Raw genomic sequence first — 23002 nt, 5'->3', positions numbered from 1 at the left:
GCGGACTACTTGTAGTATCCGCGTGTCTGGAGCAGCTCGGTGGTTTCCTGTGCAGCCTGGTCCAGGGCGGCCTTGACGTCCTTCTCGTTGGTCACAGCCTGGAGGATGTACCGCGTCACGATGGTGCCCACGTCGAGGAAATCGGGCATCGAAGGGAAGGGCTTTCCGACCTCCAGGGATGCGCGGGCTCCGGGATACCAGCGGTACTTCTTCGCAAGTTCGGGGTCTCCCAGCACCGAGAGTCGCGGCGGCATGGCGAACTCTGCGCCTTTTTGCATACTCTTCTGGCTGGCTGCCGTTGCGACCATCTTGAAGATCGCATCTTTATCCTTGGACGAATATTTCGAGATGGCAAAGCCGTCATTGGCGATGCGCTGGCCGCCGCCGGGAGGCGCGATCCAGTTGATCTTGCCGACGAAACGGGACTTCTTCTCGTCATCCATTGACGCCGCACGGGTGAACCACTGCAGTCCCATCGCAGCCAACCCCTGCTGCAAATTGATGCTCGATTCGTCATTGGCGGCTGAGGTGAACCCGCGTGGGGCGAACGCCGTCATCTGCTTCATCATGGTGATGGCGTTCACGCCGGCCGGCTGATTGAAGATGGGCTTCCAGCCCTTGTCGAACCAGCCTTCTCCGAGCGCGTTGAGATACCAGTGGGCTTCGTTCAGACAGCCATCGACCGGCTTCAATGTCATCACGGTGCCGGAGACGCGCCCTTGGTGAAGCTTCTTCGCGGCTTCCATGTAGTCTGGCATGGTCTTCGGAAGCGCGATGTTGTTCTCCTTGAAGAGATCCTCGCGGTAGAAAAACATCTCTGTATTGGTCAGGATCGGCATTGAGTAGATGTGGCCGTTATAGCTGACGGACTCGATGACAGATTTGGGAAAGTCGTCGAGTTTGAATTCGTCTTTGTATTTCGCCCAGAGATCGTCCAGCGGCTCCAACCAACCGCTGGCCGCGAATTTCTGCATTGTGGTGTCGTTGAGATAGGCGACATCGATAGCGTCGGAGCGAGATGACATCGTGATCGACGCTAGCTCGACTTCCTTGTCGATCGGCATGAGTTCAACGGAGACCAGCCCCTCGGGTAGGGCCTTCTTCATCTGGTCTGTGTAGTATTCCAAAGCCGGCTGACGGTGGCTGATCACCCGGATCGGTCCTGCCGCCTTTGCAGGTGTTACATAGGGAGTAAGGGCTGTTGCAGCGGCCGCGCCCACAAATGACCTGCGGGTGATCGAGTTCCGGCTCATATGACGTTCTCCCTTTGGAGCTGCAATTAGTTCGCGCCCCGTTGTTTTCTAAAAAGTACGGCACCTGCGCCAGGGAGTCAAAGCAGCGTCCGCACCCTCCGATGCGTCCGAAGGACCCGGTTCATATTGTGCTGCCCCGATGTGTGAGCTCATGCCGTTGCAAGAAGCTAGGCGGCGGCTGCCCGGTCTTCCTTTTCACCGGTGGCGATGAGCTTGAGCGTCCCATCCCGCAGAGGCCGCTGCAGCGCCTTTGCCTCGTCCCGTGGCGCGCGCATCGCGCTAGCCTTGCTACCTAACGAACCCAAAATATAAGCAGAGCAGGAAGAGACTAAAATGGACGATCGAGCGGCCGAGGCTGATCTGAGGTGTCTCGACGAAGCTTGTCCCTAACAGAGGCACTGAAACATCGGCGAGAAAGAGGTAGAATAAAATGCCAGATGACACGAAGAAAGCACCGGCCAGAAATTTCCGAAAGTCCCTGCTTCGCCACGCGAAGTAGAGGCTCCCGACAGCCATGATCACAGCCGCAGCTATGTAGAGGGCAATTATCATGCTGTTTTGTCCTCTTTGTCCGGACCGCGCATCACGATCTTCAGCCCGTCATCCGGCAGCGGCCGCTGCAGCGCTTTGGCCTCATCCCACGGCGCGCGCATCCAAACGTCGCGCTCCTCGTCGGTCGTCAGGATCACCGGCATCGCCTTGGATGGATCGACAAGACGACACGTTCGGTGACGTCGTCAGGAAGCCGCAGCAGCCGAGTGAGGGCGGCTGCATCTCGCTGCCCATAGCGGCAGGTCAGCTAGACTTGTTGCCGAAACACCGCCCCCGCGCTTATGGGCAGGAACGCCGTCGTCCGTCATAGCCGATGTAAGTTCCGGATGCCGGATCGTAGGTCTGAAAGTGCTGGCAGCCGTAGCCCCCGCGCGGTTTGTGTTCAACGCGAGCTGGTTCGCCTGGTTTAATTGCCGATTTGCTGTTCTCCGTGGCCACGTCCGATTGACCTGCGGTCTGGGCGGGGTTCACGAAGGCGGCGTAGCTGTTTGCCCAGGCAGGCAAGGAGACACCGGGCCTCTCTTCCACAACGGCAGGTTTCTGTTCCATGGAGCGCCGCGCGTCCGCCAGTTCGGTTGCAAGCGCTTCGGCCCTGTCGCGCTCCTGCTGCAGAGACTGCCACAGTACCGCCGTCGCGCTGTCGACCGCTTGGCTGAACTGATGCGCCTCGCCGTTGGGCATCGACAGCAGTTTCCCGACGTACCGCCATGCCTTCACAAGTTCTTTTTCGAGCGCCTCAGCCCTGGCGTGCTCTTGCTGCAGAGACTGCCGCAGTTCCGCTGTCGCGCTGTCGACCGCCTGCTTGAGCTGCGCCGCCTCGTCGTCCTTCGACAATGGCGTCTGTTGCGCCATGACCGGCGGGACGACCGTGATGAGCTTAGATAACTCCTGCGGGGTGGCGTATCGCGCCACATAGGCGACGACGTCGGCGTTGAGACAGAACCCGATGAGTGCCGCCGTGACGAGGGTTCGGGCGATCCAGGAAATTGCAAATCCCCGCCGCGCATGTGACGCCTCGAGGATGACAACGTTTGGTGCGGTCTTAATCGTATGGCGCATGTAAACCATCGCCGGGTTATCAGGCCATTGCTTCTTGACTTCGCCGGAAGCCTAATCCCACCCGTTGTGCGCCTCAAGTTTGGTATTACTCCTCGGTGATAGTTCCAGCTGCACGCGGCGATGCGCCGCCCCGAGCGGGAGAGGCAAGCCGCTACAGATTGCGGTGGATGACGTGGCGGGCACAACGGAGGCGACAAAGCGTACCGGCTGTGGACGATCAAGCAGCAGGGCAAGTCAGCGAGCATTATCGCCCGTCGTCCTGCCAAGGCCCTCCTCTAACGACAGCACTGATGATCGGAAGTGGGTGGACGCAGTCTCTGCTTAGCGCTTCGACGAATAGATCACCGATTGGTCATCGAATTCATCAGTCGCGAGCTTGCCTGCAGCGGCTGTGAGTTTTTCGATCGACATCGCGTTGGCGGACGCTACGGCACGATCGGCAGAGGACCAGTACGACCTAAAGTTGGTCGCGGTGGTGGCGGCAGCAAGCAGAGCGACAGCCACAAATCCAGTGATCACTCGATGCTTTGTCATGGGAAATCTCCGTTCCCAACCCCACGGCAGTTGGTCCCGGAAATCTCGCAAAGGTTCAACAACAAATAGCAAATTCGATAATGGTCAGTGGGGCTGCACTGGTGGCGGCCGAAAGCCGCCTCAGTTGGCGTTGTTGCGATGTACCGAACAACGTACGCTCTGCGAGCGGCTCAGGCTGTATGTCGAAGAGAACTTCCATAATGCTTGAAGAAGTTATCAAGCTTCACTGGTTCGCCGGTATCTCGCCAGAACAGTCTTTGACCGAGGCTGGCCGCCACTGCGAGGCGGTGGTGGCCGCCGATTAGAGTATGGTCATCGGATGCTGTTGCGATGATCTCGCCGTCTTCGTCCACGATTTTCATGTGCTGCCTCCAATCCAGCGTGCGGTCAGGCCGCCGCGATGGTGCGCAATCTATCTAACCTTATGCGGGCTCTGGGTGTTCCAACCCATGAAGATCACGGCTTCCGTATTCGACATCCACATCGCATACCGCCCTTTGTGTACCAACTGACATAAAATTAAGCCCGGAATTCGCAACTGCAAATATCCTCCGAGGTCGCGGTCGCGCGGTCCCGGCACGTTGGGGCGCTCTCCACAGTACCTTGGCGACCATCGCGGAGGGACCGCCATCCTTTGACGGTCACCGCCTTGCACGAGAAAGGTTATCGAAGAGGCATCGAAAGGCCGGCAGTTTTGGTCTTATCCTTGTTCTTCTCGTGCTTGGTGCCCCGCAGTGCATCGGCTATCGCCTTGCGGTGGATAGGCTGGCCTTTGTACATGGGGCTCTCGAAAACGAACTGCTGATCATCTGAGGTCAGCGCTTCCTTGATGATTTCGACGGCCAGATCGGACAGCGGCTGCTGGATCACCCGCCGCTTCTTGACCCGCTTGAGCGGCACGTCAAAGCGCGGGTGGTCGCCGTCGGGGTCAAACAGCTCAGCTCTATGCGCACTTAGCAATTCACGAGAGCGCAGCATGGTGACGAGCTCGAACTTGAGAGCGAGCCGCGTCCGGCGGTCATAGGGGAGGTCGTCGCGGGCCAGTCCGTGCCAGAACGTCCTGATCTCATCCACAGACAGGACCCGAGTACGAGGATGCTCTGGGTCCAGCTTCGGCAAATTGACGCAGGGACTGGCGGTGACGTAGTCGCGGCCTGCCTCCGCCGCCCAGTTGAACAGGCCCGAAGCCGCCTTCCGCATATGGCGCGCATTGCTGACGGATGGCTTGCCGAACTTGCCCGCAACGATGTCGTTCGAGAGTGTCGCGATGTCGTGCTTAGTGACCTCCATGGCCAGCTTCTTGCCGAGGCGGGGGCGGATGAAGCGGTCGAGGTGGCTTGCCGTGTTCTCCCAGCTCTCCAGCCGGGGGCGCATCTCGCCGTCCGGCTTTTTGACCGGCGTCTTCATCCAAGTGATTCGCTCGTCGATGATCTCGGCGACGGTCTTGCCACGCTTGGCTTTCGCGACTTTCTGGTCACGGAAGGTCTCGACGAGGGCGTCACCACCCATGGCCTTGAGGCCGTAGACCTTGCTGCGGGCATCCTCGACGGTGAAGGTCTCCGGATTGTAGACGCCGAGCCAGCCGGTGCGCTGCTTGCCGGTCTGCCGGTCGGTGAACTTGAAGGAAAAGGTCGCGATGCCCGCCGCGGTGATGCTGACGTAGAGACCGGGACATTTGCGGTCGTAAAGTTTGGTCCTCTTGGCGACCCGCTTCTCGCAGATGCGGTCGGTCAGACTGACGCTACTGTTGAGGTTGCGGCCCCGCTTGCCGGTGGGGGAGGGGACAATGGTAGTATCCATGTGGTTTCGGCTCCTAAGGCTTGGGACCAAAGGGCTCGGCTTTCGGACTTTCGGTTTGTCGTGCGGACGCTGAAAGTCTTAGGGCCGGGCCCTTAATTTGGTGAAGCCCGCTGAAACAGCCCGCATCAGGGTAGTTGAAAAGACCTTATTTAATAGGGCTTTCTTAGTTTCGGCGTGTTTCACCGAATGCCAAAATATAGACGTGTGGTCCTGGCCGTCGTCGCTACGGTCAAGCGTTTGCGGATGCGGTAGTCGCGTCAACCGGCGCGATGCTGGTGACTTTCGCAGGCGTGAGGGAGGCCAGAAGGAATTCGGCTCCCGGGAGAGCACGGCATAAGCCGTCCAACCACTGCGCAGGGAAGGCCGAGTGATTGGCACCACCTGTATGCTCCTGTGCGGTTTCCTTGCGCACCATCTCGTGCAGCGGACCGCGGGTGCGAGGTCAGCACCCGGTCTTCCCTGCGCCCTCTTGGCTTCGGGGGTGGAGCGACGAAGCAAAGCTCGGGCGAAATGCGCCGCGAGAAGGCGATGGTGCGTCTGAGGGGCCGTAGGATGGGTAGAGCACTTGCGAAACCCATCATGTCTCCGCGTTGATGAGAGAGGATGGGTTTCGCTTCGCTCTACCCATCCTGCAAATTTTCTAGCCCCGGCCAAATATTCGGCAATCGTGCCCGCAGCGCCGGTGGACTTGCCCCTGGCAATCCGGTTCAATGAGGCGAGTTGAGTTCTCAGGCGACAACGATGTCGAAATATCTGCTGGTCCTTCTCCTGATCGCCTCGCCGGCGGCCGCGCAGGTTAAGCTCACGCCAAAGACCTCGGCCGCGCATCCAGACCCGTGCGCCCCGATCGGGCGGACCGCGGACGGCAAGCTGGTCTACTCCATGAAATGCGAGAATCTGCCGGCGCCGCCTCCACCTCCGCCACAGGCGGAACTGAAGGAGGCGCCCCCTTCGGCCGCGCCCGCCGCCGAGCCCGAGCCCGACGTGCGGCGGAGCGGTATTTTCGGCTGGTCCTACGACCGCAGATGACGGGCCGCGCCACTTGCGCGAAGCCCTCTGGAGTGCTCTTTGCTTGAGAATTCCCCGTGGGCCTTTAGCCCCCGATCCAGAGAGATGAGATGAGCAAACTCGTTATCCGCGCCGGCGACTTCACCTTCGATGCTCGCTTCGAGGAGCAACTGGCGCCCAAGACCGTCGCTGCTTTTCGCAAGGCGCTGCCGTTCGAAAGCCACATCATCCATGTGCGCTGGAGCGGCGAAGGCGTGTGGATGCCGCTCGGCGATCTCGATTTCGGTGTCGGCTACGAGAACCACACCAGCTATCCCGCACCGGGTCAGATCATCCTCTATCCCGGCGGCATCAGCGAAACCGAGATCCTGCTCGCCTATGGCGGCGTGCACTTCGCCAGCAAAATGGGCCAGCTCGCCGGCAACCATTTCATCACGCTGACCTCGGGCCTCGAGAATCTCGCGACCCTCGGCAAGAGCGTGCTGTGGAAGGGCGCCCTGCCGATCCGCTTCGAGGAAGTCTGAGTGACGGATAGAAGCTACCCGCGCGATCTCCACGGTTACGGCCGCAATCCGCCGCATCCGCAATGGCCTGACAACGCGCGGGTCGCGGTGCAGTTCGTCGTCAACTTCGAGGAAGGCGGCGAGAACAACATCTTGCACGGCGATCGCGCCTCGGAAGCGTTTCTGTCCGACGTCCTCGGCGCGCAGCCCTGGCCGGGCAAGCGCCACGCCAATATCGAGTCGATGTTCGAATATGGCTCGCGCGCCGGCTTCTGGCGGCTGTGGCGGATGTTCAACGAGCGGAAATGGCCGACCACCGTGTTCGGCGTTGCCACCGCGCTGAAGCGGAATCCGGAGATTGTCGCGGCGATGAAGGAGTCAGGCTGGGACATCGCGAGCCACAGCCTGAAATGGATCGAGCACAAGGACATGACCGAGGCGCAGGAGCGTGCCGAGATCGCCGAGTCCATTCGCGTTCACACTGAGGCGACGGGCTCGCGGCCGCTCGGCTGGTACACCGGGCGCTCCTCGATCAACACCAACCGCCTCCTGATGGAGGAGGGCGGCTTCCTCTATCTCTGCGACTCCTATGCCGACGATCTGCCCTATTGGGTCAAGGGCGCGAACGGCAAGCAGCTCATCATTCCCTATACGTTAGACGCCAACGACATGCGCTTCATCAACCCGCAGGGGTTTGCGGAAGGCGAGCAGTTCTTCACCTATCTGAAGGACGCCTTCGACGTGCTCTATGCCGAGGGCGAGACCGCGCCGAAAATGATGTCGGTGGGGCTGCACTGCCGTCTTGCCGGCCGGCCCGGCCGCGCCGCGGGACTGATCCGCTTCCTCGACTATATCGGCAAGCACGATCGCGTCTGGGTGCCGACGCGGCTCCAGATCGCGCAGCACTGGCACGACAAGCATACCCATCTCGCCGCCGATGCCTTCGAGATCGGGTGAAGCCGATGGCGCAAATCTCGCTCGCCGATCTCAATGCTGCTGATAAGGCCGGCTTTGTCGCGGCTCTTGCCAACGTCGTCGAATGTTCACCGTGGATTGCCGAGCAGCTCGCCGGAAAGCGGCCGTTCGCCGGCATCAATGCGCTGCACGCCGCGCTGATGGCAGCGATCCAGAGTGCCGAGCCCGACGTGCAGCTCGCGCTGATCCGGGCGCATCCGGACCTCGCCAACAAGACCCAGCGCGCGGCGGGTCTCACGGTGGAGTCGACCGACGAACAGAACAGTGCCGGCCTCGACCGGCTGTCGGAGGCCGAATACGCGGCGTTCGAGCGCGTCAACGATGCGTACCGCGACAAGTTCGGCTTCCCCTATATCGTCTGCGTGCGCCGTCACACCAGGGATTCCGTGCTGCGCGACTTCGAGACGCGGTTGCGCAATATCGCCAAGACCGAGACGCGACGTGCGATCGAGGAGATTGGCCGCATCTCCGCGCTGCGGCTCGATCAGCTCGTCGTCGCCGACGACAAGCTCAAGGTACACGGCCGGCTCTCGACGCATGTGCTCGACAATCACGCCGGAAAGCCTGCGGCCGGCATCCCGGTGGAGCTCGTCGAGCTTGCGAATCTCGGCGAGAGCCGCGTGATCGCGCGCGCCGTCACCAACGCGGATGGCCGCACCGACCAGCCACTGATCGGCGGCCGTCCGCTGCCGATCGGCCGCTACGAGCTCAAATTCAGCGTCGCCAAATATTACGCGGGGCGCAACGTGCCGCTGTCCGACCCGCCGTTCCTCGACGAGATCCTGCTGCGCTTTGCGATCAGCGAGCCGGAAGGCCACTACCACGTGCCGCTGCTGGTCACGCCGTGGAGCTACTCGACCTATCGCGGAAGTTAATTCCCGAACTTCTCGTGCAACGCCGGAAACAGCCGGTCCGGCTTGAACGGCGGCGCGGTGAAGCGGATGCCGGTGGCATCCGCGATCGCGTTGCCGAGCGCGGCGGTGACGGGATTGTACGGGCTCTCGCTCATCGACTTGGCGCCGAGCGGCCCGATCGTGTCGGACGTCTCGGCGAAGAAGACCTCCGTGCGCGGAATGTCTGCGAAGGAGGGCAGGTGGTAGTCGCGGAATTTCGGGTTGGTGACGCGGCCGGTCGCGTCGATCACCATCTCCTCGTAGAGCGCAGCCCCGATCGCCTGCGCGACGCCGCCCTCGACCTGGCCGCGGCACTGCATGGGATTGGCGACGATTCCGGCGTCCGCCGCCTGCACGCTCCTGAGAATCTTGATCTCGCCGGTGCCCTTGTTCACGGCGACGCGAAAGCCCTGGACGTTGAATCCGACCGAGCGCGGCGTCCCCTCGGAATTGCCGCTGGCCGCGAACGGTTGCCCGCGTTCGCGCGCAAGCTTCGCGAGTTCGGTAAACGACATCCGCCGGACACCGCTGACGACGGCTTCGTCGTCGAGCGTGCAACTCGCGGCGTCGCACAGCCAGGCGCCGGCGGCCACCGTTTTCAGCTCGGTCGCAAGCTGCATCGCGGCCGCATGCGTTGCCTTGCCCGCAACGAAGGTGCCCGCACTGCCATAGGCGCCGGTGTCGTGGCCGCCATGGGCGGTGTCGGACTGGCGCAGGCGGATGCGGTCGACGGTGGTTGCAAGCATCGCCGCCGCGATCTGCCGGTGCACGGTGCTGGTGCCGTTGCCGAACTCGGCGGTGCCGACGGTGAGGTCGAAGCCGCCGTCGTCGTTGAGCGCGATCATTGCATCCGCGAGATGGCCGGCCGGCGGCACCGTGTCGATCATGGTCAGCGCGACGCCGTCGCCGATCAGCCACTCCGGCGTCAGGTCCCTCTGCGGGCCGTCGGCCTGCATGGCGCGTTCGACGAGGTCGAGGCACTGGTCGAGCCCGTAGGAGCCATAGAGCACGTCGTGAAATTCGGACGGCGGCGGCGACAGCATGGGATCGCCTGTTTTGACGACGTTGCGCCGGCGCATGTCATAGGGGCTGATGCCGAGCTGCCGTGCCAACTCGTCGATCGCGGCTTCGATCGCGATCTGCGTTTGGGGCAGGCCATAGCCGCGAAACGCGCCCGACGGCACCGTGTTGGTATAGACGGCGAAGCCGTCGACCTTCTTGTTCGGACAGTTGTAGACAGCGATGGACTCAGACAGCGAGTGGAACATGACGGGGCCGGCATGATTGCCGTAGGCGCCGGTGTTGGAGAGCACCTCGAGCTGGAGCGCGGTGAGCCTGCCGTCGGCATCGGCACCGGCCTTGATATGGACCCGCATCGGATGCCGCGTCGAGGTCGCGATGAACTGCTCCTCGCGGGTCAGCTCCAGCTTGACCGGTCGTCCGGTCTTGAGCGTAGCCAGCGCCAGAATGTCCTCGACGAACATCTCCTGCTTGCCGCCAAAGCCGCCGCCGACGCGCTCGCAGAACACGCGGACCTTGTCCATCGGGAGCTCAAAGATGTCCGACAGCGCGCGGCGGGTCAGGAACGGCACCTGCGTCGAGGTGCGGACATTGAGCACGCCTGAAGCGTCGAGCCAGGCAAGGCCGCCATGGGTCTCCAGTGCCGCATGCTGCACGCGGTGACTGTGGAAGGTAGCCTCATAGGTGACGGTGGACGTCGCGAGCGCCGCCGCCACGTCGCCGTATTCGCCATGGGTCTCCGCTGCGAGGTTACGATGGGGATCGGCGATGCGGTTCGCGGTGGTGCGGTCAGGATGAATGACAGGTGCACCCGGCGCCATCGCCTGCTCCGGATCGATCAGCGCAGGCAGGATTTCGTAATCGACCTTCAGCCGCCGGCACGCCTCCTCGGCGGCGGCCTCGCTCTCGGCGACGACGGCGGCGACCTTCTGGCCGATGAAGCGGACGACGTCATCGAGGATGCGGGTATCCTCCGGATCCATCCAGTCCTTCTCATGCCGCGCGGTCGAGATCAGCACCGACGGTGCATCCTCATGCGTCAGGACCGCGTGCACACCGGGCACGCGCAGCGCGTCCGACTTGTCGATCGCGACGATTTTCGCGTGCGCATGAGGCGAACGCAGCAGCTTGGTGTGCAGCAGGCCGTCGATCTGCGTGTCGAAGGTGTAGCGCGCCTTGCCGCGCACGACATCGGGGCCTGCTGGGGCCGGAAGGCTGCGGCCGAAGGCGGCGCCGGGCTCGACGCTCTCCTCGACATTGGTCTTGCCGAGCAGCGCGTCCTCGATCGAGCGATAGCCGGTACAGCGGCAGATATTCCCCTTCAGCGCCGATCCGAGATCAGTGCGTTGCGCCTGGTTCAGCGAAGCGCAGGTCAGGATCATGCCGGCGGTGCAGAAGCCGCATTGAAAGCCTTGTGCGTCGAGGAACGCCTGCTGCATCGGATGCGCGCCGTGGTCGCCACCGAGCCCTTCGATCGTGGTGACGGCGCGCCCCTCGGCGCGGAACGCCGGGATCAGGCAGCTGTGCACCGGCTCGCCGTCGAGCAGCACGGTGCAGGCACCGCAATCGCCGGCATCGCAGCCCTTCTTCACGCCGAAATGGCCGAGCTCGCGCAGGAACGTGCGCAGGCACTGGCCGGCGCGCGGCTCCTGCGGGAACGTTTTGCCGTTGACCTCGAAACTCATGACGGCGTTGCCCCTAGGAGCTCGCCGCGAATCTCCTCGGCGAGCCTTAGCGTCATATGCTTGCGCCAGATCGGCTTGCCGTGGATGTCGGTGTGGTACAGATCATCCGGGATCTGCTGCGCGATCGTGTCGCGAAGCGCGCCCGCGTCCGGAGCCTTCTGAAAGGACAGCTGGATCGGTCGCACCGTCGATGCGGTCACCGACAGTGTCAGCGTGCCATCGTTATCCAGGCTGCCGATCAGAAGCGCCGCAGAGCGGCCGACCGGTGCCAGCGAGATCTGGCGAAAGGCCGTGCGGCGCTTCAGCGCGGCAATCGGGATATCGATCTGCCGGATCAGGTCGCCCGGCGTCAGGCGGTTGCGCTGGTTGCCAACGACGAAGTCGACGACGGCCATCTGCTCTTCACCGCCGCTGGCCTTCCAGATGGTGCAGACGCCGTCCAACGCTGACGTGAGCGAGATCATCGGTCCCGCCGGCAACGACATGCAGAGATTGCCGCCGACGGTTGCGGTCTTCCAGATCTTGAATGACGCAAGGAAAGCCCGGCAGCACTGGCCGATCAGCGGGGCTGCGAGCCAGTCGGGCGGGCAGGCGAAACCGTCGAGCTGCGTGATGGTACAGGTGGCGGAGATGGTGAGATGGGTGTCGGTGATCGTCAGCGCCGGCCATTTCAGGTCAGTGAGATCGATCAGCCGCTTCAGGTGGACCTGCGGCTCCGAGAACAGCCAGGTGCCGCCCGCGAGCCAAGCATCACCCTCCGCCCAGGCGGGCAGTTGTGCTCGCGTTTGCGGATGGGCCACCGTCGTGATGGTATTCAAATCCATGGCTGCGCCAAAGCTTTCGCCCGTGAATCGTACAGATGAGTCTTGCAAGACCGGAGCCAAGTCGCAACAAGCAAGTCGTAGCATGAAGTTGATCGGGCCGGCGGCTGCCTTGCCGGCCTTGTCATCAGCGGATGTGAGGAGACCACGATCATGAGCGACGCAAAGCCGATCTGGATCAGGGATCCCCTCGCCATCCTCGCCGACGGCGCCGAGCGCGGGATCGTGGTGAGGGATCGCCGGATTGTCGAGCTCGTGCCGGCCGGCGGCAGGCCTGCGACGGCGGATGTCGCGGTGTTCGACGCGGGCGAGCATGTCGTGCTGCCGGGCCTGATCAACACGCATCATCATTTCTACCAGACGCTGACGCGGGCGCTGCCGGCGGCGATGGACCGGGAGCTGTTTCCCTGGCTCCAGGCGCTCTATCCGGTGTGGGCAAGGATGACGCCGGAATCGCTCGAGCTCGGCGTCACCGTGGCGATGTCCGAGCTCCTGCTCTCGGGCTGCACCACCACAACGGATCACCACTATGTGTTCCCGGCGGGGCTCGAGGAGTCCGTCGATATCGAGGTCGGGGTCGCAAAACGGCTCGGTGTCCGGGTGCTGCTCACGCGCGGCTCGATGAATCTGTCGCAGCGCGACGGCGGCCTGCCGCCTGACAGAGTCGTACAGGACGAGGACACGATCCTCGCCGACAGCGCGCGGGTGGTTGCAAAGCATCACCAGCGTGGCGCGGATGCGATGGTGCAGATTGCGCTGGCGCCATGTTCACCATTCTCGGTCACGACGTCCCTGATGCGCGCCACCGCCGATCTCGCCGACAAGCTCGACGTTCGCCTGCACACCCATCTCGCCGAGACCGAGGACGAGAACAAATTCTGCCAGCAGAAGTATGGCTGCCGTCCGCTCGACTATCTCGAGCAATGCGGCTGGCTCAATGCACGGACCTGGCTCGCCCATGGCATCTTCTTCAATGCGGAGGAGATGAAGCGGCTCGGCAAGGCGAAGACGACCATCAGCCATTGCGCGTGCAGCAACCAGATTCTGGCGTCGGGCTGCTGCCCGGTGTGCGAGATGGAGGAGGCCGGTGTCGGCATCGGCATCGGCGTCGACGGTTCGGCGTCGAATGACGGATCGAACCTGATGCAGGAGGTGCGGGCGGCGTTCCTGCTGCAGCGGGCGCGCTACGGAGTGGCCAAGGTCAGCCACAAGGATGCGCTGCGCTGGGCCACCAAGGGCTCGGCAGCCTGCGTCGGCCGGCCGGAACTGGGCGAGATCGCCGTCGGCAAGGCGGCCGATCTCGCCCTGTTCAGGCTCGACGAGCTGCGCTTCTCCGGTCACGGCGATCCGCTGGCCGCGCTGGTGCTGTGCGGGGCGCATCGCGCCGACCGGGTGATGGTGGCGGGACAATGGGCCGTGATCGACGGCGCGATCCCGGGACTGGATGTTCCCGATCTCATTCGCCGCCACGGTTCTGCGGCGCGGGCGATGCAGGCGGGATAATCCGGGCAAAAAAGAAGAGGGGGCGACCACAAGTGCCGGGTGCTTCTGGCCACCCCCTCCGAACCTCCTCCGGGAGGAGCAGGTGATCTAGGCAATGCAAGAAGCGTGCTACTTGCCCGGAAGCTTGTCGTCGATGCCCTTGACGTAGAAATTCATGCCGAGGATCTGGCCGTCATCGAGGTGATCGCCACCTTTGCACTCGACCGGCTTGCCGTCCTGCCCAATGACCGGGCACTTGAACGGATGCAACTTGCCCGCAGTGATCGCGGCCTGGGCATCCTCGGCCATCTTCTTCACGTCGTCGGGCATGTTGGTGTAGGGCGCCATCGCGAACATGTGGCTGTCGAGGCCGCCCCAGGTGTCCTCGGACTTCCAGGTGCCGGCGAGCTCGGCCTTGACGCGTTCGATGTAGTAAGGGCCCCAGGTGTCCAGGATCGAGGTGAGCTGGGTCTTCGGCCCGAACTTGATCATCTCGGAATCCTGGCCGAAGGCGAGCTTGCCGCGTTCGCTGGCAATCTGCATCGCCGCAGGCGAATCCGTGTGCTGCATGATCACGTCGGCGCCCTGGTCGATCAGCGCCTTGGCGGCGTCGGCCTCCTTGCCCGGGTCGAACCAGGTGTTGGCCCAGATGATCTTGACCTTGATGTTCGGGTTGATGGTCTGCGCCGCGAGGATCGTCGCGTTGATGCCGGAGACAACCTCCGGAATCGGAAACGAGCCGATATAGCCGAGCACGCCGGACTTCGACATCTTGGCCGCGATCAGGCCCTGGATGTAGCGGCCCTGCCACCATTTAGCCGAATAGGTCGACATGTTCGGGTTGCGCTTGTAGCCGGTGGCGTGCTCGAAATGCACGTTCGGATATTTCTTGGCGACCTTCAGCGTCGGGTCCATGTAGCCGAACGAGGTCGTGAAGATCAGCTTGTTGCCGGCGCGGACGAGCTGCTCGATGGAGCGCTCGGCGTCGGGACCTTCGGGGACGTTCTCGAGATAAGTGGTCTCGATCTTGTCCCCCAGCTCCTTCACCAGGGCCTGGCGCGCGAGGTCGTGCTGGTAGGTCCAGCCCAGGTCTCCAATCGGACCTAGATAGATGAAGCCGACTTTCAGCTTGTCGGCGGCGGAGGCTGCACTGACGCTTCCGGCAAGCAAAAGCCCGGCAGCCAGCGCAAGAAGTGATTTCCTCATCATCAATCTCCAAACATCAGGGGACAGCCACGATCCGCAACGTACGCGCCCCATCGCGCACGCCCCGGAAATGAAATTCAGCGGTCCGGCACGAACACGGTGCCGAGCGCGGCCGGCGCGGTCGATCCGCCGGTGCGCGCGCGTGAGAGCAGGACCAGGACGATGACGGTTGCGAGGTAAGGCAGCGCCGACATGAATTGCGAGGGAATGCCGACGCCCCAGCCCTGCGCGTGCAGTTGCAGGATCGTCACCGCGCCGAACAGATAGGCGCCGACGACGAGCCGGCCGGGCCGCCAGGACGAAAACACGACCAGCGCCAGCGCGATCCAGCCGCGGCCGGCGGTCATGCCGGGAATGAAGAACGGCGTGTAGGCGAGCGGCAGGTAGGCGCCGGCGAGGCCTGCGCAGGCGCCGCCGAACATCACGGCAAAGGTGCGGATGCGCAGCACGGGATAGCCGAGTGCATGCGCGGAGACATGATTGTCGCCGCAGGCGCGCAAGATCAAACCCGCCCGCGTGCGGTACAGGAACCACCAGACGCCGATGACGAGTGCGATGGAGAAATAGACGAAGGCGTCCTCGCCGAACAGCACCCGGCCAATCAGCGGCATGTCCGTGAGGCCGGGAATGTGGAGATGCACGGCCGGAGTGATCCGCTCGCCGACGAAACCGGCGCCGATCAGACCGGACAGGCCGACGCCGAGGATGGTCAGCGCGAGACCCGTTGCAACCTGGTTGACGGCGAGCCCGAGCGCCATCAGCGCGAACACCAGCGACATCAGCGTGCCCGCGACGATGCCGAACAGCGCGCCGATGAAGATCGAGCCGGTGAGCCACGCACCCGCAAAGCCGCAGGCCGCACCGACGATCATCATGCCCTCGACGCCGAGATTGAGGACGCCGGAACGCTCAGTGACGAGCTCGCCGGTCGCGGCGATCAGCAGCGGTGTCGACGCGGCGAGCACCGCGAGGATGATGGCTTCAACCAGTTCCACGGGCCACCTGTCGGTTCGGGAAGACCAGCTTGAAGCGATAGAGAATAAGCGAATCGCAGGCGAGGACGTAGAACAGCAGGATGCCCTGGAAAACCTTGGTGACGTCCAACGGGATCTTCATCGCGATCTGCGCCTGCTCGCCGCCGATAAAGGTCAATGCGAGAAAAAGGCCTGCAATTAATATTCCAAGCGGGTTCAGCCGGCCGAGGAAGGCGACGATGATCGCGGTAAAGCCGTAGCCGGGCGAGATGCCGGGCTGGAGATGCCCGACCGGACCCGCGACCTCGATGATGCCGGCAAGGCCTGCGAGCGCGCCGGAGACGGCGAAGGTCAGGATGATCAGTTGGTTGGCGTTGAAGCCGCCGAACCGGGCCGCGCGGGGCGCCGCACCGACCACGCGGATCTCGAAGCCCTTGATGGTGCGTCCGAGCAGGATCGCCGCGGCGGCAACGACGAGCAGAGCGATGATCGATCCGAGATGCAGCCGGCCGCCTTCGATCAGCAGCGGGACCGTCGCCACAGGATCGAACTCGGCCGTGGTCGGGAAGTTGAAGCCATGCGGATCGCGCCAGGGGCCTCGCACGAGATAGTCGAGGAAGAGGTCAGCAATATAGACCAGCATCAGGCTGGTCAGGATTTCGCTGGCGCCGAATTTCACCTTGCAGATCGCCGGGATCAGCGCATAGAGCGCGCCTGCTGTGGCGGCGAGCACAAGCATGACCGGAAGCACCCAGGCGCCGGCATCGGTGCCCTGCGTCTTCACTGCGATCCAGCTTCCGGCGACCGCGCCGATCAGGAATTGGCCCTCGGCGCCGATGTTCCACGCGTTGGCGAGATAGCAGAGCGACAACCCGATCGCGATCATCACCAGAGGCGTCGCCTTCACCGCGATCTCCTGCAGCGAATAGCTGTCGGTCAAAGGCGCGATGAAATAGGCATGCAGCGCGAGAAGCGGATTCTTGCCGAGGATCGCGAACAGGATGATCATGGTCACGATCGTCAGCCCGATCGCGATCAGCGGCGAGACCAGCGCGATCCTGTTAGAACGCTCGACGCGCTTCTCAAGCACCAACTGCATGCGCGGCCTCCTTCGGCTCCAGGCTGCTGCCCCCCATCAACAGGCCGAGTTTTTCGCGCGTGGCTTCGCTTGTTGCAAGCGGCGCCGACAGCCGGCCATGGAACATCACGGCGATGCGGTCGGCGATTTCGGCGAGCTCGTCGAGATCCTGGCTGGTGACGAGCACTGCGGCGCCTGCGGTTGCGAGATCAAGCAGCGCCTGACGGATCACGGCGGCGGCGCCGGCATCGACGCCCCAGGTCGGCTGGCTCACCACCAGCACCGCGGGGTTGCGCAGGATCTCGCGGCCGACGATGAACTTCTGCAGATTGCCGCCGGACAGGGATGCTGCTTCCGGATCCCGCTTGGCCTTGCGCACGTCGAACGTTTCGGTCGCGCGGTCCACGGTCTTTAGTGTCGCCGCGGTGTCGATGAAGCCGTGATGGACCATGCCGCTGGCGGCGTGCCCGGTCAGCAGCGCGTTCTCCGACAGCTTCATGCGCGGCGCGGTGCCGTGGCCGAGCCGTTCCTCCGGGACGAAGGCCGCGCCCAGCTTGCGGCGCTGCGTGATCGAGAGGTGGCCGGCGGCGATGCCTTCGATCACCACCGTGCCGGGGTCCTTCGCCAGGCGTTCGCCGGAGAGCGCGGCGAACAGCTCGTCCTGGCCGTTGCCGGCGACGCCGGCGATGCCGAGGATCTCGCCGCCCTTCAGCTCGAACGAGATGTGCTCGAGCCGCACGCCATGAGCCTCACTCGGCGCGAGTGAAAGGTCGTTGACGACGAGCCGCGGCACGGTGGTCTTCCGGCCTGCGGGTGCCTTCACTTCCCTGATCTCGCCGCCGACCATCATTCGCGCCAGCGAGGCCGCGGTCTCGAGCCGGGGATTGCAGGTCTCGACCTTCTTGCCGCCGCGCAGGATCGTGGCGGTGTCGCAGAGGCGCTTTACCTCCTCGAGCTTGTGGCTGATGTAGAGGATGGCGCGGCCTTCGGCCTTGAGGCGTTCCAGCACGATGAAGAGCTGATCGGCCTCCTGCGGTGTCAGCACGGCGGTGGGCTCGTCCAGGATCAGGAATTTCGGATCCTGCATCAGCGCGCGGACGATCTCGATGCGCTGGCGCTCGCCGACTGACAATTGCCAGACCTCGCGCCTGGGATCGAGCGGCAGTCCATAGGTCTTCGACACCTGCTCCAGCCGCGCCGACATGTCCTTGAAGGATTCTCGTCCGTCGAGGCCGAGCGCGACGTTCTCGGCAACGGTGAGATTGTCGAACAGCGAGAAATGCTGGAACACCATGCCGATGCCGCGGCTGCGCGCGTCCGACGGACCCGACAGCGCGATGGGCTGGCCCTGCCAGCGGATCTCGCCGGCGCTGGGCTGGATCAGCCCGTAGATCGCCTTGACCAGCGTCGACTTGCCGGCGCCGTTCTCGCCGAGCAGGGCGTGGATTTCCTTCGGCCGGATATCGATGTCGATGGAATCGTTGGCGAGGAAATCACCATAGCGCTTGGTGAGCCCGATCGTCTGAAGCAGAGGGAGCTCGCCGGAATGCAGGTCGTTGGACGTCTGGTCTAACATTCGCTGATGCGCTGGCTCGGGGTGAAGTGCCTCAATTGTGGGCTAGTTTGAACCGTCGCGTAAGATGTGAAAAAGCGTCATCCCTTGCTCAACGCTTCGGCAGGCGGTCTGTGTCGCGAGTCGCGGCCCTTGTCAGTCGATGATCGTCGCCAACCGACATTCGAGAGAGCCATTGCGGCTGCCTCCTGCGAGAGACGCCTGTTGCAAATTTGTGACGGCTCAAACCAAATCGGAACCCGCTGTGCAGGCCTGACCTGAAGTTGAGCAAAGTCGCGCCGGCGCGCGTATGCAATTCCCGACCAGGCCAACGGTCGCTGTCGTCAATTGTGTCTGCATTCTTGCGCCGCCACAAAAGACAAATGAAATCAAACGGGAATGTTCGGCATTGCGTCACCGCACGCACGCAACAGCGAAACGGAAAAAATCCTCGAATTTCCGGGTTGAAAGGCCGCCTCCTGCCGAAACAAGCGGCATGCCTTGAAAGAAGTTGAGGCTTCTCACTCCGGGAGATCGGCGCAAGTGTCGCACCCAAGGGGCGTTCATTTTTACGTGTCCAAACTTGGGGGTATTCAGGATGTCGTTTCGCTTCAAGGCAATCGCAGCCGCGGCGCTGTCGACTGCTACACTCGCTACCAGTGGCCTGGCTCAGGCAGCGGACCTGCCGGTCAAGGCTGCCAAGAAAGCGTCGGACGTCCCGTTCTTCCTGGTGATCGACAACCGCGTCACGTTCTCCTGGATGCCCAAGGGCACTGACCCCGGCATGTGGAGCGTCAGCCCCGACGGCAGCATCAACGGCACCACCGCCAAGCAGGTCTACTCCTTCACCCATTTCGATCTCTGGGCCTACGGCACCAACTTCTTCACCATCTCGATGTTCAAGTCGGGCCATAACGACCCTGCCTCGCCTTGCGTCGCACCGGGCGTGACCATCACTGGCGGCCTCAACGATTGCGCGGGCGCGACCGAGATCTACGGCCTGTTCCGCTCGACCTTCGGCTGGAATGAGATCTTCGACACCAAGGCCTTCACCATGGGGCCGTTGCACAACATCTCGTTCGAAGTCGGCATGGACGCCAACACCGAGAACAACTTCCTGGCGCCCGCCAAGCGCGACGTTGTCGCCGGTCTGCAGTTCGCCTTCGACCTGCCCTACAAGGGCTACATCAACGTCGCGCCCTTGATGTACTACGAGTTCCTGAACCACAACGCCTTCACGCAGTGCGGCCTGTTTGGACCGGGCGTGCCGGGCGTGACCTGTAACTCCGACGGCAATATCAGCTACAGGCCGACCTGGGCCGTCGAAATCAACTATTACATGGACCTCGGCTTCCTGCCCCCGAACATGCAGTTCTGGTCGATCAGCGGCCGCGCCGGCTGGTACGGACCGAAGGGCGACTCGAACGGCCTGCCTGCGCTGTCGGGCCCCGGCCGGTTCTCGACCGCCTCCAAAACCGAGCTGAACAGCGAGCCGATCCGCCTGACCTTCGATGCCTCGAAGGCGGTCTGGGGTGACAAGTACTCGCACTTCGTCGACCTCTGGGTTGCCTATCGCTACTGGCAGAACAAGTTCGGCCTCGACCACAACGCCATGGCCGGTGTCTGCACCGTCGCGGCGACTGGCCAGAGCACCAAGAGCTGCACCGAGTCGACGGTCTACGGTGGTATCACTGTGAAGTTCTGATCGGCTGAGTCTCCAAGCTACAACGATGGCGCCGCGCAGAGATGCTTAGCGCCATCGGCGTCTGCGAGAGCGTAGGGTGGGCAAAGGCGCAGGGCGCCGTGCCCGCAATCTCTCTGAGCGGTTGGGATTGGTGGGCACGCTTGCTTTGCCCACCCTACGAAGGCGAGTTCTTGGAGTTCGCTACTTCGTCCACGCGCCGTCGTGCAGCGCTTCGGCCTCGTCCTCGAGCAGCGGCCCCACAACTTCCGTCGGCCGCTGGCCGCTGGCAAACACCTGACGGCACGGCAAATCGAGCGTGGGGTTCTCGGGATGGTTGCCGGTGATGCCGCGCAGGCGGTGCTCGCTGAGGCCGTAGACCACGCGGCCGATGCCGGCCCAGTAGATCGCACCGGCACACATCGCGCAGGGCTCTGCGGAGGAATAGAGCGTGGCTTTCGCCAGCACCTCGCGGTCGAGCATACGGCAGGCCTGCGTGGCCGCGAGACGCTCGGCATGTGCAGTGCCGTCGTGGTCGGGCATGTAGCCGTTCTCGGTCTCGATCAGCACCTTGCCATCGGCATCGACAACGACGCAGCCGAACGGATGGTTGCCATGGGTGAGCGAGCGGCGAGCGACCGTAAAGGACAGGCGGAGGAAGTGCTCGTCGCGCTCGGATCGGCCGCTCATCGCTCGTCCCTGGTCAATGCCCCGCCATGTGCCGGCCGACCACGGTCAGATCGGCTTCGCTGGTTCGTGCTTCATACACGAAATCGCCGTGGAACATCACCACCAGACGATCGGAGAGTTCGAGCAATTCGTCGAGATCCTCGCTGACGAGCAGCACGGCGGCGCCACGGTTGCGGGCGGCCATGATCTCGGCGTGGATCTGCGCCACCGCCGCGAAGTCGAGGCCGAAGCAGGGATTGGCCGCGATCAGCACCTCGACGTTGCCGCCAAGCTCGCGCGCCAGCACGGCGCGCTGGACGTTGCCGCCCGACAGCGCCGCGATCGGCGTATCGGGCGTGCGGGTCTTGATCTTGTACTGTCCGATTTTCTTCTTTGCATCTTCCCGGAAGGCGCCGCGGTTGAGCCACCAGCCGCCGCTCGCGAAGGGCGCGCGGTCGAATTCGCGGAAGGCGATGTTGTCGGCGACGCTCATGCCGCCGACGCAGGCGTTCTTGAGCGGCTCCTCGGGCAGGAGCGACATCTTGTGGCGGCGCATCTCTTCGCGGCTGGCGTGATAGGAATCGCCCGCGACGCGAATTTCACCACCCTCCGGCTCGCGCTGGCCGGCCAACACCTCGACCAGCTGGCGCTGGCCATTGCCGGAGACGCCGGCAATGCCGACGATCTCACCGGCGCGGACCGTGAGTGAGACGTCGTGCACGGCGATGGCGCCTGCGTCGTCGAGCGCGCGGACTTTTGCCAATTCCAGCCGGGCCTGGCCGGCTTCGCCGGTGCGCGGCGGCTGCACGGTCAGTTCCTCGGCGCCGATCATGGTTCGCGCCATCGCATCCGGTGTGAGTCCGGAAACCTTGCCGGCACCTGCGAGCTTGCCGCGGCGCAGGATCGTGACGTCGTCGGCGAAGGCCATGACCTCGCGGAACTTGTGCGTGATCATCAAGATGGTCAGCTCGCCCTTGACGACCATGTCGCGGAGCATGCCGAGCACTTCGTCGGCCTCCGCCGGCGTCAGCACCGAGGTCGGCTCGTCCAGGATCAGGAAGCGGCGCTTCAGATAGAGCTGCTTGAGGATCTCGCATTTCTGCCGCTCCCCGGCGGAGATGTCGGAGACCTTGGCGCCGAGCGGCACCTTGAACGGCATCCGCGCCAGAAAGGCCTCGAGCTCCTTCATCTCCTTCGGCCAGTTCACCACGGCCGGCACATCGTCGCGGGCCAGCACGAGATTTTCCGCGACCGTCATGGCCGGCACCAGGGTAAAATGCTGGTAGACCATGCCGAGGCCGAGCGCGTGCGCGTCCTTTGGATTTGCGATCGCCTGCTCGCGGCCGCCGACGAGGATGTCGCCTTCGGTCGCGTGATAATAGCCCATGATGCATTTGACGAGCGTCGACTTGCCGGCGCCGTTTTCGCCCAGCAGCGCATGGAACGAGCCCGGCCGCACCTTCAGCTCGACATTGTCGAGCGCGAGGAAGTCGCCGAAGCGCATGGTCATGGCGATGGCGTCGACGCCGAAGGCGCCCGCTGGCGGCGGCGTGTCGCCGATGATCACGAAATAGCTCCGATGAAGGCGTCCGACGTCGAGACCGCGCCGAACACGCCGCCCTGCATCTTGATCATCTTCAGTGCATGCTCGTGATTGCTCTTGTCGGTCGCGCCGCAGCAATCGTGCAGCAGGACGCATTCGAAGCCGCGGTCGTTGGCCTCGCGCATCGTGGTGTGAACGCAGACGTCGGTCGTGATGCCCGTCAGCACGATGTTCTCGATGCCACGCACGCGCAGGATCAGCTCCAGGTCGGTGGCGCAGAATGAGCCCTTGCCGGGCTTGTCGATGATGGGCTCGCCTGGCAGCGGCGCCAGCTCCTCGATGATGTCCCAGCCGGGCTCGCCGCGAACGAGGATACGCCCGCAAGGGCCGGGGTCGCCGATTCCGGCTCCGATCTGCCGCGAGCGCCAGCGCTTGTTGGGGGGAAGGTCGGAGAGATCGGGGCGATGGCCCTCGCGGGTATGGATGATGTGGAAGCCTTGGGCGCGCATCGCCGCGAGCAGCTTCTTGATCGGCTCGATCGGCGCCCGCGTCAGCGAGAGGTCATAGCCCATCTTGTCGACATAGCCGCCGATGCCGCAGAAATCGGTCTGCATGTCGATGATGATGAGCGCCGTGTTTTGGGGGCGGAGATCGCCATTGTAGGGCCACGCGTAGGGCTCGGACTTGATATAGCGCTCGGGCATGATTTCGCTC

The 23002-nt window shown here is 63.6% G+C and carries 21 protein-coding genes; 6 read left to right on the top strand and 15 right to left on the bottom strand.

The features are described 5' to 3' along the window. Positions 1-5 precede the first annotated feature (5 nt). The 6 genes from ACKWRH_RS32035 to ACKWRH_RS32010 form a co-directional block, all read right to left on the bottom strand. Positions 6-1253 (bottom strand): extracellular solute-binding protein, encoded by a 1248-nt coding sequence (locus ACKWRH_RS32035; RefSeq protein ID WP_445216762.1) that lies wholly within the window; start codon positions 1251-1253, stop codon positions 6-8. A gap of 548 nt (positions 1254-1801) precedes the next feature. Continuing rightward, positions 1802-1942 carry a hypothetical protein gene (locus ACKWRH_RS32030; RefSeq protein WP_445222633.1) on the bottom strand — a complete coding sequence of 47 codons (141 nt, stop codon included), beginning with the start codon at positions 1940-1942 and terminating at the stop codon, positions 1802-1804. Positions 1943-2084: 142 nt separating this feature from the next. Next, positions 2085-2864, bottom strand: coding sequence for a BA14K family protein (locus ACKWRH_RS32025; RefSeq protein WP_445216761.1), 780 nt, complete (start codon positions 2862-2864; stop codon positions 2085-2087). A gap of 321 nt (positions 2865-3185) precedes the next feature. Continuing rightward, positions 3186-3398: a hypothetical protein gene (locus tag ACKWRH_RS32020; RefSeq protein ID WP_445216760.1), complete on the bottom strand. Its 213-nt coding sequence runs from the start codon at positions 3396-3398 to the stop codon at positions 3186-3188. A gap of 170 nt (positions 3399-3568) precedes the next feature. Beyond that, entirely contained in the window at positions 3569-3760 is a 192-nt protein-coding gene (locus ACKWRH_RS32015; RefSeq protein WP_445216759.1) for a hypothetical protein, read from the bottom strand. Positions 3761-4061: 301 nt separating this feature from the next. Continuing rightward, positions 4062-5198, bottom strand: coding sequence for a tyrosine-type recombinase/integrase (locus ACKWRH_RS32010; RefSeq protein ID WP_445216758.1), 1137 nt, complete (start codon positions 5196-5198; stop codon positions 4062-4064). Between the two features lie 741 nt (positions 5199-5939). Between ACKWRH_RS32010 and ACKWRH_RS32005 the strand changes: the two genes are divergently transcribed. From ACKWRH_RS32005 to uraD, 4 genes are all read left to right on the top strand, one after another. Further along, positions 5940-6227 carry a hypothetical protein gene (locus tag ACKWRH_RS32005; RefSeq protein WP_445216757.1) on the top strand — a complete coding sequence of 96 codons (288 nt, stop codon included), beginning with the start codon at positions 5940-5942 and terminating at the stop codon, positions 6225-6227. 89 nt (positions 6228-6316) lie between these two features. Beyond that, a complete protein-coding gene (locus tag ACKWRH_RS32000; RefSeq protein ID WP_014493672.1) occupies positions 6317-6730 on the top strand; it encodes a DUF3830 family protein in 414 nt (137 codons plus the stop codon). After that, a complete protein-coding gene (puuE, locus tag ACKWRH_RS31995; protein WP_445216756.1) occupies positions 6731-7666 on the top strand; it encodes an allantoinase PuuE in 936 nt (311 codons plus the stop codon). 5 nt (positions 7667-7671) lie between these two features. Beyond that, on the top strand, positions 7672-8559 hold the full coding sequence (gene uraD / locus ACKWRH_RS31990; protein ID WP_445216755.1) for a 2-oxo-4-hydroxy-4-carboxy-5-ureidoimidazoline decarboxylase: 888 nt from the start codon (positions 7672-7674) through the stop codon (positions 8557-8559). On the opposite strand, the gene ACKWRH_RS31985 is transcribed toward uraD, so the two are convergent. Together ACKWRH_RS31985 and ACKWRH_RS31980 are read right to left on the bottom strand one after the other, a co-directional pair. Next, entirely contained in the window at positions 8556-11282 is a 2727-nt protein-coding gene (locus ACKWRH_RS31985; RefSeq protein ID WP_445216754.1) for a molybdopterin-dependent oxidoreductase, read from the bottom strand. The two genes, uraD and ACKWRH_RS31985, sit on opposite strands and share 4 nt — an antisense overlap. Beyond that, positions 11279-12106: an FAD binding domain-containing protein gene (locus ACKWRH_RS31980; protein WP_445216753.1), complete on the bottom strand. Its 828-nt coding sequence runs from the start codon at positions 12104-12106 to the stop codon at positions 11279-11281. Before ACKWRH_RS31980 ends, ACKWRH_RS31985 begins: the two co-directional genes overlap by 4 nt. A 150-nt stretch (positions 12107-12256) precedes the next feature. Here ACKWRH_RS31980 and ACKWRH_RS31975 point away from each other — a divergent pair, with 150 nt between their 5' ends. After that, positions 12257-13606, top strand: a complete 1350-nt coding sequence (locus ACKWRH_RS31975) for an 8-oxoguanine deaminase (RefSeq protein WP_445216752.1) — start codon at positions 12257-12259, stop codon at positions 13604-13606. A 108-nt stretch (positions 13607-13714) separates the two neighbouring features. Here ACKWRH_RS31975 and ACKWRH_RS31970 read toward each other — a convergent pair whose 3' ends face one another. The 4 genes from ACKWRH_RS31970 to ACKWRH_RS31955 all read right to left on the bottom strand — a co-directional run bounded on the left by ACKWRH_RS31970 (position 13715) and on the right by ACKWRH_RS31955 (position 18419). Next, positions 13715-14791: a BMP family ABC transporter substrate-binding protein gene (locus ACKWRH_RS31970; protein ID WP_071917314.1), complete on the bottom strand. Its 1077-nt coding sequence runs from the start codon at positions 14789-14791 to the stop codon at positions 13715-13717. 77 nt (positions 14792-14868) lie between these two features. Continuing rightward, complete coding sequence (locus ACKWRH_RS31965; RefSeq protein WP_445216751.1) at positions 14869-15786, bottom strand: ABC transporter permease; 918 nt, start codon at positions 15784-15786, stop codon at positions 14869-14871. Beyond that, positions 15773-16864: an ABC transporter permease gene (locus ACKWRH_RS31960; RefSeq protein ID WP_445216750.1), complete on the bottom strand. Its 1092-nt coding sequence runs from the start codon at positions 16862-16864 to the stop codon at positions 15773-15775. Before ACKWRH_RS31960 ends, ACKWRH_RS31965 begins: the two co-directional genes overlap by 14 nt. Then, complete coding sequence (locus ACKWRH_RS31955; protein ID WP_445216749.1) at positions 16848-18419, bottom strand: ABC transporter ATP-binding protein; 1572 nt, start codon at positions 18417-18419, stop codon at positions 16848-16850. Before ACKWRH_RS31955 ends, ACKWRH_RS31960 begins: the two co-directional genes overlap by 17 nt. A gap of 574 nt (positions 18420-18993) precedes the next feature. On the opposite strand from ACKWRH_RS31955, the gene ACKWRH_RS31950 reads away from it, so the two are divergent. Further along, positions 18994-20100, top strand: a complete 1107-nt coding sequence (locus ACKWRH_RS31950) for a hypothetical protein (protein ID WP_445216748.1) — start codon at positions 18994-18996, stop codon at positions 20098-20100. A 180-nt stretch (positions 20101-20280) separates the two neighbouring features. Here ACKWRH_RS31950 and ACKWRH_RS31945 read toward each other — a convergent pair whose 3' ends face one another. The 3 genes from ACKWRH_RS31945 to biuH are packed head-to-tail and all read right to left on the bottom strand — an operon-like array spanning position 20281 to position 22992. Then, positions 20281-20766, bottom strand: a complete 486-nt coding sequence (locus ACKWRH_RS31945; protein ID WP_445216747.1) for a nucleoside deaminase — start codon at positions 20764-20766, stop codon at positions 20281-20283. Between the two features lie 13 nt (positions 20767-20779). Continuing rightward, entirely contained in the window at positions 20780-22312 is a 1533-nt protein-coding gene (locus ACKWRH_RS31940; RefSeq protein WP_445216746.1) for an ABC transporter ATP-binding protein, read from the bottom strand. Then, positions 22309-22992 (bottom strand): biuret amidohydrolase, encoded by a 684-nt coding sequence (gene biuH, locus ACKWRH_RS31935; RefSeq protein ID WP_445216745.1) that lies wholly within the window; start codon positions 22990-22992, stop codon positions 22309-22311. Before biuH ends, ACKWRH_RS31940 begins: the two co-directional genes overlap by 4 nt. Positions 22993-23002 lie beyond the last annotated feature (10 nt).

Source organism: Bradyrhizobium sp. Pa8, assembly GCF_052588265.1.
The sequence above is the reverse complement of the archived record's forward strand: the minus strand, read 5'-3'. Positions and strand labels throughout refer to the sequence as shown.

Bases quoted from the DNA above. Each gene is read 5' to 3' on its own strand.
- ACKWRH_RS32005 (WP_445216757.1), top strand. From the start codon at position 5,940: ATGTCGAAATATCTGCTGGTCCTTCTCCTGATCGCCTCGCCGGCGGCC.
- ACKWRH_RS31950 (WP_445216748.1), top strand. From the start codon at position 18,994: ATGTCGTTTCGCTTCAAGGCAATCGCAGCCGCGGCGCTGTCGACTGCT.
- ACKWRH_RS31975 (WP_445216752.1), top strand. From the start codon at position 12,257: ATGAGCGACGCAAAGCCGATCTGGATCAGGGATCCCCTCGCCATCCTC.
- ACKWRH_RS31955 (WP_445216749.1), bottom strand. From the start codon at position 18,419: ATGTTAGACCAGACGTCCAACGACCTGCATTCCGGCGAGCTCCCTCTG.
- ACKWRH_RS31985 (WP_445216754.1), bottom strand. From the start codon at position 11,282: ATGAGTTTCGAGGTCAACGGCAAAACGTTCCCGCAGGAGCCGCGCGCC.
- ACKWRH_RS32015 (WP_445216759.1), bottom strand. From the start codon at position 3,760: ATGAAAATCGTGGACGAAGACGGCGAGATCATCGCAACAGCATCCGAT.
- uraD (WP_445216755.1), top strand. From the start codon at position 7,672: ATGGCGCAAATCTCGCTCGCCGATCTCAATGCTGCTGATAAGGCCGGC.
- ACKWRH_RS32035 (WP_445216762.1), bottom strand. From the start codon at position 1,253: ATGAGCCGGAACTCGATCACCCGCAGGTCATTTGTGGGCGCGGCCGCT.
- ACKWRH_RS31960 (WP_445216750.1), bottom strand. From the start codon at position 16,864: ATGCAGTTGGTGCTTGAGAAGCGCGTCGAGCGTTCTAACAGGATCGCG.
- ACKWRH_RS32010 (WP_445216758.1), bottom strand. From the start codon at position 5,198: ATGGATACTACCATTGTCCCCTCCCCCACCGGCAAGCGGGGCCGCAAC.
- ACKWRH_RS32025 (WP_445216761.1), bottom strand. From the start codon at position 2,864: ATGCGCCATACGATTAAGACCGCACCAAACGTTGTCATCCTCGAGGCG.
- ACKWRH_RS31980 (WP_445216753.1), bottom strand. From the start codon at position 12,106: ATGGATTTGAATACCATCACGACGGTGGCCCATCCGCAAACGCGAGCA.
- biuH (WP_445216745.1), bottom strand. From the start codon at position 22,992: ATGCCCGAGCGCTATATCAAGTCCGAGCCCTACGCGTGGCCCTACAAT.
- ACKWRH_RS32000 (WP_014493672.1), top strand. From the start codon at position 6,317: ATGAGCAAACTCGTTATCCGCGCCGGCGACTTCACCTTCGATGCTCGC.
- ACKWRH_RS31970 (WP_071917314.1), bottom strand. From the start codon at position 14,791: ATGAGGAAATCACTTCTTGCGCTGGCTGCCGGGCTTTTGCTTGCCGGA.
- ACKWRH_RS32020 (WP_445216760.1), bottom strand. From the start codon at position 3,398: ATGACAAAGCATCGAGTGATCACTGGATTTGTGGCTGTCGCTCTGCTT.
- ACKWRH_RS31945 (WP_445216747.1), bottom strand. From the start codon at position 20,766: ATGAGCGGCCGATCCGAGCGCGACGAGCACTTCCTCCGCCTGTCCTTT.